We start from the raw sequence: 8607 nt of genomic DNA on the forward strand, positions 1-8607 counted from the left end.
TTATCGGTTACCCGGTATTTCATCCGCCGGGATATTCAATTCTTTGTACCTCCCGTTCAAAGTTATATAAGACACTTGAGGAATTCGGGGCTCCTCTTGGAAACGTTTCTCAAGATGATTTACTGAACCCGGGATTATTCTCCAAATTGGAGTTGCTCCGCGACGCATTGACATAATAACTACGATTGATGGAATGACGTACAATGAAACATCTGAAGGTAAAGAAATCGTTGAAATTGAAAATTTGTTAATACCAGTGATATCCAGGGAAAATCTTATTATTAACAAAATGTCAACCGGACGTGAAAAAGATGAAATCGATGCCAGGAATCTAAAGGATTCTTCGTAGATAACTCATATCAATCCCGGTTCCTTTTCGGCAAATATCCAGTTTGTCGATCTTTCCGGTCGGATTGTAGATCAGTTATTTCAGGGGATTACATCATGGGCAATTACCACTCCGTCGGCATACCTGTCCACCGTAAAGAGCTGAGCTTCATGCATCAGTACAATCCCTACAGTACCGTCCAGCACCCAGCTGTCCAGGTATTCACCTTCCATATTGTACCTGTGGATAACTGTCGTTTCCTGTGGTTCGCCTCCATCGGAGAGCTTGCCGCCCTCCTTCGTAAACATCGGCAGGATAACGTTCACCATGCCGTCGGGTCCTATGAAAACGTCTCTGCAGAGAACCATCCAGGCTCCGCTCTGTAAATCGTTAATTATCTCTCCCTGCGGAAAAACTGTTTCCGTAAACAACTCGGTTGTCCCTGTAACCGGATCAATTCTCCAGATTCCGGACAGGAACCTTGAAATCACCAGAACACTGCCATCCGGCGTCAGCACACCATGAAGATGCCTGTTTATATAACTGAGGAACTTAAGTTCTTCTGGCAGTTCGCCGCAGGAACCAAGGAATTCCCCTTGAATGCTGTACATGTTCAGGGGTTTCTCCTCTGCAAGACTAAGCGCGAAAAGAGTATCACCCTTCCATAAAACATCAAAGGGGCACTGAATGAGAATATCCACCATGAATTCACCTGAAGGGCTGAGCAATGATATCCTGTTGTTGAACATATCGCATACGGCTATCCTGGAATTGCCGGCAGCCACTTCGCCGATACCGTTGAAGTGTCCTGGTCCCTCGCCCGGTTCGCCTGCCTTCCAGAGCTGCTCCCCGGTTGTCAGAGAAACGGCAACCAGAGATTGATCCGCGGGATCACTCACATACATCGTATCTCCCTTAAGAGAAAATCCTTCAACATTGTAGAACGGCGGCATTTCCTGCCCGCCATAAACCTCTGTTTCAATCAGTTGAAAGCGGTGGCTTCCATCTTCCCAGAGGCCGTCTCCGCTCTCCTCCGCCCAGGAGACCCATTGGGAGAGAGTATCAGGCTGTTCAACCGCTGTTTCGGTTTCAAAGGCTTCCGTTTCCGGAGCAGGATTCTCCCCGCACGAAAAACAAAGAATCGTAAAAACGATGGATATGGATACTCCCGCGATCAGCTTCATCTTCAAGACCTCCAGATCTGTTCTCTATTGAGATGTGTCATGCTATCGAGTATTGCAGCATCACCAAAAGTAAAGAAATTGAGGATATGCAATTAATCGCTGTACAAAGAGCAGAACAAAAACCAGCATCGGCAGGATGGCACGTTTCTGGAACCAGATTTCCCTGGTTCTCATTGGTTTTAAATCCCATATACTGCATAGGGGTTTAAGAATGTACCAGAGCAGGGAATAGAATACTGCGAAATCCAACAGCGCCCTGCCATTTGCTCCAAGCCAGCATGAGAATCTGACAGCCGTCCATGTATCAAACACCTTGAAGACAAGTATGTTGATAACTAATGACACGGTGCCGAATTGCCATACACATAGCACCATGGCCAGAAGCATCAGCCGCATCGACCAACTTTCCCGACCTGCCAGACCGAGCATGAATCCGCTAATCTGGATAAATATGATGAATCCGATCAGGTAAAACATGCCCACTCTCCAGTTAATGAATATCATACCCAGCACGGATCCATCTGAAACTCTAAGACCGTTCATAATGGATCCGATCAGAATTAAGATCATTAGAATAGCTATCCGCGGTATGATCTTGTATCTGAGAAGACTCCAGCGGGTAATGGGAAGTGAAAGAAGATACTCTGTAGCCCCATCCATCTCTTCGGCCTTGAACATATTGTATGCAAGGTAAACGGCCGTTATCAGTATAAACAGATCAAGTCCGTTGGAAATGTACTCAATGAAGGTCAGGCCTGTCTGGTAGATTGCCTGGTCCGCCAGAAACAGCACAGGTATAAGAATGAAGAAAGCCATGATGAAAGCCGTTTGCCTGAGTGTTTCCCGCAACTCTCTAATCCACATATTTTACCATCCAACCAATAGGGGCGGAGACTTCAAAATCCATCATGTTGAAACCATCCAGACAACAGGGAATGCAAGAACAACCATCGGTACTATCGCCCTTTTCGCAAATGACAGTTCGCCTGCGCGGATGGGCTTAAGATCCCAATTTCTGTACAGGGGTAACAATATCACCGCGAGCAAAGCGAATTCAACAAGAATGTACGACAGTTGAGAAAACATTACATGTTCCATCAACATCATAATCGTTGAAGGGTGCGATAGTGTTGAGGAAGCCGGGACAAATTGCCTCCATATGAACTTTGGCGGAATAGTGTTAATTAAATATACACAGATCGTCATAACGAAAAGCACCGATCTTGCAATCCAGCTTTTTCTGCCGACAATTCCGAGTGTAAAACCGCAAAGCTGAACGAACACAACGAAAGCCACCATCCCTATCGGGATGGAATTGGTGATGAGGAGGGGTATGCCGATAAGAACAAGTAGAACGCTTACCCTTGGAGTAACCTTCCAGATCAACAGTTTCCAGCGGTTGATTGGCAAAGACAGAATATATTCAACCGCGTTATCCTTCTCCTCCGGTCTGAACATGTTGTAAGCCAGGTACCCTACCGCTACCATCCATAGAAGAGCGAAACCCCCAACCATATACTCGAGAAAAGTAACACCTGTTTTGTATAAAGAGCTATCCAGGAGATAGACCAGCGGCATTACAGCCAGAAAGGCCATGATGAAGCCTGTCTGTTTCAGTGTGTCTTTAACCTCTTTAAGAAACACCGTACTCGCCCCCCATGAAAGCGGTCATTATCTCCGTAAGGTCCATTTCCCTGATATCTTCATCGGCGATTTTTCCGTATTTCCGTTCGAATGGATAAACGATATGATGTTTTTTATCTAGAACGTTTTCGGTAAGCAGTACCTGATATTCCGGTGGTACTTCTTCCGCTGTTATCCTTCTTGTTTTCGCCTTCAGTTCGTCTACGGGTTCATCAAGCCTTATTCCTTCGCGGCCAAGGAATATCACCCTGTCCGCAATGTGTTCTATGTCGTGGAAATTCAGGTTCACCATCACAACTGTTGGGTTTCTTTCCTCCATAACTTCTATGAGTTCCCTGAAAAGAACATCGCGTAGATACAGGTCAACAGAATGAAGGACTTCATCTATAAGTATCAGTTCAGGATTCGTGGACAGTATTATTGACATATGCACGAGTACCTGCTGACCGATTGACAGTTCATAAATATGCCTGTTCACATCCACTCCGGCTTTCTTCGCAAGTTTCAGGCATGACGGTTCAGTACCGAATATTCCCGCATGGAATCTGGCCGCTTCCAGAGGGGTCATGCTTTTGTAAATGCTCAGGCTGTCCGGCAGGAAAGCCGTTCTTTGTCTCGGGTCAGTTCCTTCCGGATAGCCGTGATCGATTTCTCCGGATTGAGGTATAAGGACGGACGCCAGAAGCCGTAGAATCGTGCTTTTACCCATGCCGTTAGGGCCCGTTATCATTACCGTTTCTCCCGCTTTAAGCTCCAGATTGAAATCTTTCAGAATTTCCGTTGAGCCATAGGCAAAGGAAATGTCAGTCATTCTTATCATGTTCGATCTCTCCTTTCAGCCTGTCAGAAAGACCTTTCATGATCTCATCTGCGCTAAGACCAAGTCCGGCTGCTTTAGAAACGTATTCATCTGTGAGTTCTCCGAAGATCTTAGTTCGATTGCTCTGCAGTTCCCTGCCGCTGGCGCTGACAAATACTCCCAGCCCTTTTCTGGAGGTTACGAATCCGTCTGTTTCCAGTTGTTTGTACGTTTTCGCAACTGTATTCGGGTTTATCAGTATGGCGGAGGCGAGTTCCCGTATAGAGGGAAGTTTATTCCCATCATCAAGTTCTCCGGATACGATATGAATGATTATCTGCCTTTTCAATTGCTCATAAACCGGCACCGCTGACCTCGAATCGATACTGTACATTACCACCTCGTTTCATCATCTGTATTACTATCATAGTACAGTAGTACAGTATGTCAAGGGGTACACTATGAGTTCAAATATTCACTTATATGTGTGTTCGAATCGGTTCATCGGTTAACTGAGTCTGGAAACCGCGGGTGATGCTGATATGCAGTTCAAACGATTTTTTCTGTCTCAGGCCGGAAGCGGGAGCATCTCTCGGGGCATTGCCAACATTGGCAATGTTGGATATGTACCATTTGCCAGCATTGACAGTGTTGGTATACCTATGTATAATTCTTATCGGGTGGTTATATGGAAACTTTATACCTTGAGCGATTGATTAACGATCAGCGGGAAGAACTTTTATCAAAAGACACCGGTATAACCAGAGAAGTCCCCTGGCAGAATCAGCTTAACCTTGACCGGATAGTCGCCGTTACAGGTATAAGAAGATGTGGCAAATCAACACTTTTAAGACAGATAGCGGAATATTACGAATCAAATTTCAATTACATCAACTTCGATGACATAAGGCTTACGGGCTTTACCGAATCTGACTACGATCTTCTTCTGACTATTTTCAGCAGATCGAAAAGCTCATCCATTTATCTCTTCGATGAAATTCAGCTTGCTCCGGGCTGGGAACGCTATCTAAGAAGACTTCATGATCTAGGATGTAATATCGTTATAACCGGCTCCAACAGTTCTCTGCTCAGTAATGAACTTGGAAGCCATCTTACTGGAAGATATATCCGACTGGAACTTTTTCCCTTTTCATTCAATGAGTTTCTTGATTACAGGGGTTTCAAGTCTGTTCAGGAGTCAACAGATTCCGTATCTCAACTAATGCAATTGAGTAAGAATTACATATTCAACGGTGGATTCCCCGAGTTCTTGAAACATAACAGAAGAGAACTTCTTGAGCAGACATATAGTGATATTATTTACCGGGATATCATAGCCAGACACGGTATTAAGGAACAGCTGGCTTTCAGGGAACTTGTCCAATACCTGATGTCTAACCCTGGAATGAAAATATCTTACGGAAAACTGTCAAAACAGCTTGGTTTCAGAAGCTCCACCTCCGTGAAGGAATACATCTCCTATATGGAGGATGTATATCTGTTGTTCCAGATACACAAATTTGACTGGTCTTTAAAACGCAGCCTGCTGGCATCCAGAAAAACGTATCCTGTAGACAATGGTATGAGTCGCGCTATTGCCTTCCGTCTTTCACCAAATCGGGGGCATTTACTTGAAACTGCCGTTTTCAACCAGCTAAGACGGTTCGGGTCACCATGGTATTATTCCGGTCAGAAGGAATGTGATTTCGTTATTGGAAATGGAGATTCAGGTTACCGGTGTATTCAGGTCTGCTGGCATCTTGATGGAAACAATCAGAATAGAGAACTGGAAGGGCTTCAGGAAGCAATGAATTATTTTGGCAGTAAATGTGGAACTATCGTGACTTACGATCAGGAAAGTACCGTCGTACTTCCTGAAGGAAGAACTGCCAGGCTTGTTCCATTCTGGCGATGGTCACAAATAAAGAAAAACGCATTACATCAATATGTAGTAAAATAACAGCTTTCGACTCGCATTTTCGCTAAACGATGGGTACAGAATCTCACCTTTGCAAAAGAGCCCGGCATGAACCGGGCTCTCTTTAAGTGATTTAACCGAAGTTCTTAGAAGTTCATTCTCCAGCCAAGGTACATGTCGGTGTAACCGTCAACGCCTTCAGCCTCGTAACTTACGTTCCGTCCGCCTATCTGAATGGTGTTCTTGGGGGTCAGATAGCAGTTAAGACAGAAATCCATTACTGTGGTATTGTCCTCGGGCTCAGTCGCTCCGCTGGCGAGAATTGTTGCAGGACTGAGGCTCTCGTAACGTACGACAGGCATGATGCCTGAAAGAAAACTGTTTGCAAGTCCGAAGTTGGCGCCGAGTGTGGCGTAGTAGGCTGTTCCAGATTTTTTCTCGTAATTCGTGTAATCCGGTCCGGCATATCCGGCCTGAATGAACTCACCCTGGAAGATGAGGTCAGCGGTTTCCGAAATTGGATAATCCACAAGTACGTATCCGTCTATTCCTGTTGCGGACCATTTTTCTTGAATAAGTACTCCTGTGCTATCATCATGAAGCTCAGGCTGACCAATCATCGCGGCACCACCGGCTATTGTAAGCCAGTCTGTTGCTTTAATGGTAAGAAGTGCGGCGAATTCCTTGTTCTGGGAAGTATCCGCGTCGGTATAGGTTCCCGTACCGTTGAAGTAAGCAACATCGATGCCGACCATGTCGAACTGGCCGTGAAGATTTACACCAACATCGCGTCCGCCGAAGTTACCAAAATCGCCTGTGCCTGTTACGGCAGCTCTGTCAAGGAAGAACTGGCCTCCGCCCGAGCTGTTGAATGCCCAGCCGAAGGGGATCTTGAACTGACCGGCTTTTATGGAAAGCTCGGGTACGATGTTCATATTAAGGAACGCGTCACAGACCTGCAGTGAGGAATTTCCGTTCCATGAGTTGAACTGCACGCCTACGCAACCGGAAACATTTTCATTGAGTCTGCCGACGAAAGATGTCCAGTTGTAACCCCTGAACGTGTTTGCGGGATCATTGTTTTCAGCACCGAACATGTAGATCCATGCCTTTGTATAACCATTGATACCGAAAGTTTCCGCGCACCCTCCATCGAAAGTGGATCCGGCGAAACTAAGCATTGCCACAAGAGCAAGAAGACCAAGTGCGTATTTCATTACGCTCCTTTCGTAAATTGAACAATACTGCTAATATCGGCTATCAAATTATTTTCTGATAGACCCCACTGAAATTCAGCGGTGATAATAAACAGCTACTCCCTGCACCAATCTTGGGGAAGTATACTAAAGACTTCAGATATTGACAAATCTTACACGATTGCTGGGTATTACAATATGGAAGTTTCAGTATGGAAACAGTATACCTGATATTCGCTCTTCTCTTCGGTATGACTGTCGGGAGTTTTTTGAATGTTGTCGCCTGGAGAGTTCCAAGAGGCGAATCCATTATTCGTCCTGGAAGCAGATGTACTTCCTGCGGGAAGGGAATCAGCTGGTACGATAACATCCCTGTTTTCAGCTGGTTCATCCTTCGAGGGAAATGCAGAGGCTGCGGGGAGCGGTTCTCTTTCAGATATGCCGCGGTTGAACTGGTTACAGGACTTTTTTTCGCCGCAATAATGATGAAATATGGTTTTACCTGGCTGTTCCTGAGCAACGCTGTATTCATTTCTCTTCTCATATGCGTTGTACTTACCGACATTGATCACTGGATAATCCTTGACAGTGTGAGCCTCGGCGGGATCGTACTCGGACTGGCGTTTTCACTGGCTCCCGGCGGAGTAAGTTTACTGCCCTCATTACTTACGGCCTCAGGGACATGTTTACTCTTTTTCCTTATAAGAACCGTGAGCAAACTTGTATTGAAACGAAGGCCGGGATACACTATCGCGCCGGAAGGCCATGAGGATGAAACCGACGAATTTCAGGGTGGTATGGGCTGGGGAGATATCAAGCTGGCCGGGATGATGGGAGCTTTTCTGGGACCATCCTCTACAGCTGTTGCCCTGTTCATCGGTTTTCTTCTGGGGGCTCTCACCGGAATCATCGCAATAATCGCCGGAAGGAACAGAAGGCTTCCCGTTCCATTCGGTCCCTTCCTCGCCATTGGCGCAGCAGTCGCTGTATTCGCAGGACAGGACATATGGCATTTCTACCTTAAAATCGGGTTGAATCTCTGATATGACCGAACCATTTGAAACCCATAGTAACGAAGTTAGAAAGCGCAATTCCTGCAAAGCAGTAATAGTAAAAAACGGCAAAATTCTTCTCACACTTAACCGCGATAATACGGGAGACTTTTACTTTTTGCCCGGTGGAGGGCAGAAATTCGGGGAAACCCTTCATCAGGCCTTACAGCGGGAGGTGCTTGAGGAAACAGGCTGGATTGTCGAGCCGGGAGAGCTGATCCTGTCGCGGGATTACATCGGGGCCAACCATGAATTCGCCCGGTGGGAGGCGGATGCTCACCAGACGGAACTGATTTTCACGGCGATTCCAATCCGTCATAAAGAACAGCCTCTCGAGCCCGATGCCTGGCAGACAGGTATCGAGTGGGTGGAACCTGACAGACTGAAGGATATCAGGATATATCCCTCAATTCTGAAAACAATCCTTCCGAAGATAATTTCCGGTACATACCGGGGTCCCCTCTATCTGGGCGATGTTAACTGATA

At 46.1% G+C, this 8607-nt stretch carries 9 protein-coding genes; 3 read left to right on the top strand and 6 right to left on the bottom strand.

The window, feature by feature from the left end:
* Window positions 1-429: 429 nt before the first annotated feature.
* Genes K8S15_14315 through K8S15_14335 form a run of 5 tightly spaced genes read right to left on the bottom strand, consistent with a single transcriptional unit; the run spans window position 430 to window position 4349 of the window.
* Window positions 430-1512, bottom strand: a complete 1083-nt coding sequence (locus K8S15_14315; GenBank protein MCD4777208.1) for a hypothetical protein — start codon at window positions 1510-1512, stop codon at window positions 430-432.
* 60 nt (window positions 1513-1572) lie between these two features.
* Entirely contained in the window at window positions 1573-2376 is an 804-nt protein-coding gene (locus K8S15_14320) for an ABC transporter permease subunit (protein ID MCD4777209.1), read from the bottom strand.
* Window positions 2377-2418: 42 nt separating this feature from the next.
* Entirely contained in the window at window positions 2419-3156 is a 738-nt protein-coding gene (locus tag K8S15_14325; protein MCD4777210.1) for a hypothetical protein, read from the bottom strand.
* A complete protein-coding gene (locus K8S15_14330) occupies window positions 3146-3976 on the bottom strand; it encodes an ATP-binding cassette domain-containing protein (protein ID MCD4777211.1) in 831 nt (276 codons plus the stop codon). Before K8S15_14330 ends, K8S15_14325 begins: the two co-directional genes overlap by 11 nt.
* Window positions 3960-4349, bottom strand: a complete 390-nt coding sequence (locus tag K8S15_14335; GenBank protein ID MCD4777212.1) for a GntR family transcriptional regulator — start codon at window positions 4347-4349, stop codon at window positions 3960-3962. The genes K8S15_14330 and K8S15_14335 overlap by 17 nt, the downstream gene beginning before the upstream one ends.
* Window positions 4350-4643: 294 nt before the next feature.
* Here K8S15_14335 and K8S15_14340 point away from each other — a divergent pair, with 294 nt between their 5' ends.
* Window positions 4644-5915 (top strand): ATP-binding protein, encoded by a 1272-nt coding sequence (locus K8S15_14340; protein MCD4777213.1) that lies wholly within the window; start codon window positions 4644-4646, stop codon window positions 5913-5915.
* Window positions 5916-6019: 104 nt separating this feature from the next.
* Here K8S15_14340 and K8S15_14345 read toward each other — a convergent pair whose 3' ends face one another.
* On the bottom strand, window positions 6020-7090 hold the full coding sequence (locus K8S15_14345) for a hypothetical protein (GenBank protein ID MCD4777214.1): 1071 nt from the start codon (window positions 7088-7090) through the stop codon (window positions 6020-6022).
* 191 nt (window positions 7091-7281) lie between these two features.
* On the opposite strand from K8S15_14345, the gene K8S15_14350 reads away from it, so the two are divergent.
* A complete protein-coding gene (locus K8S15_14350; protein MCD4777215.1) occupies window positions 7282-8112 on the top strand; it encodes a prepilin peptidase in 831 nt (276 codons plus the stop codon).
* Between the two features lies 1 nt (window position 8113).
* Window positions 8114-8605 carry an NUDIX domain-containing protein gene (locus K8S15_14355; protein ID MCD4777216.1) on the top strand — a complete coding sequence of 164 codons (492 nt, stop codon included), beginning with the start codon at window positions 8114-8116 and terminating at the stop codon, window positions 8603-8605.
* Window positions 8606-8607 lie beyond the last annotated feature (2 nt).

Source organism: Candidatus Aegiribacteria sp. (genome assembly GCA_021108005.1).
In the GTDB taxonomy this organism is placed as follows: Bacteria; Fermentibacterota; Fermentibacteria; order Fermentibacterales; family JCC-6; genus Aegiribacteria.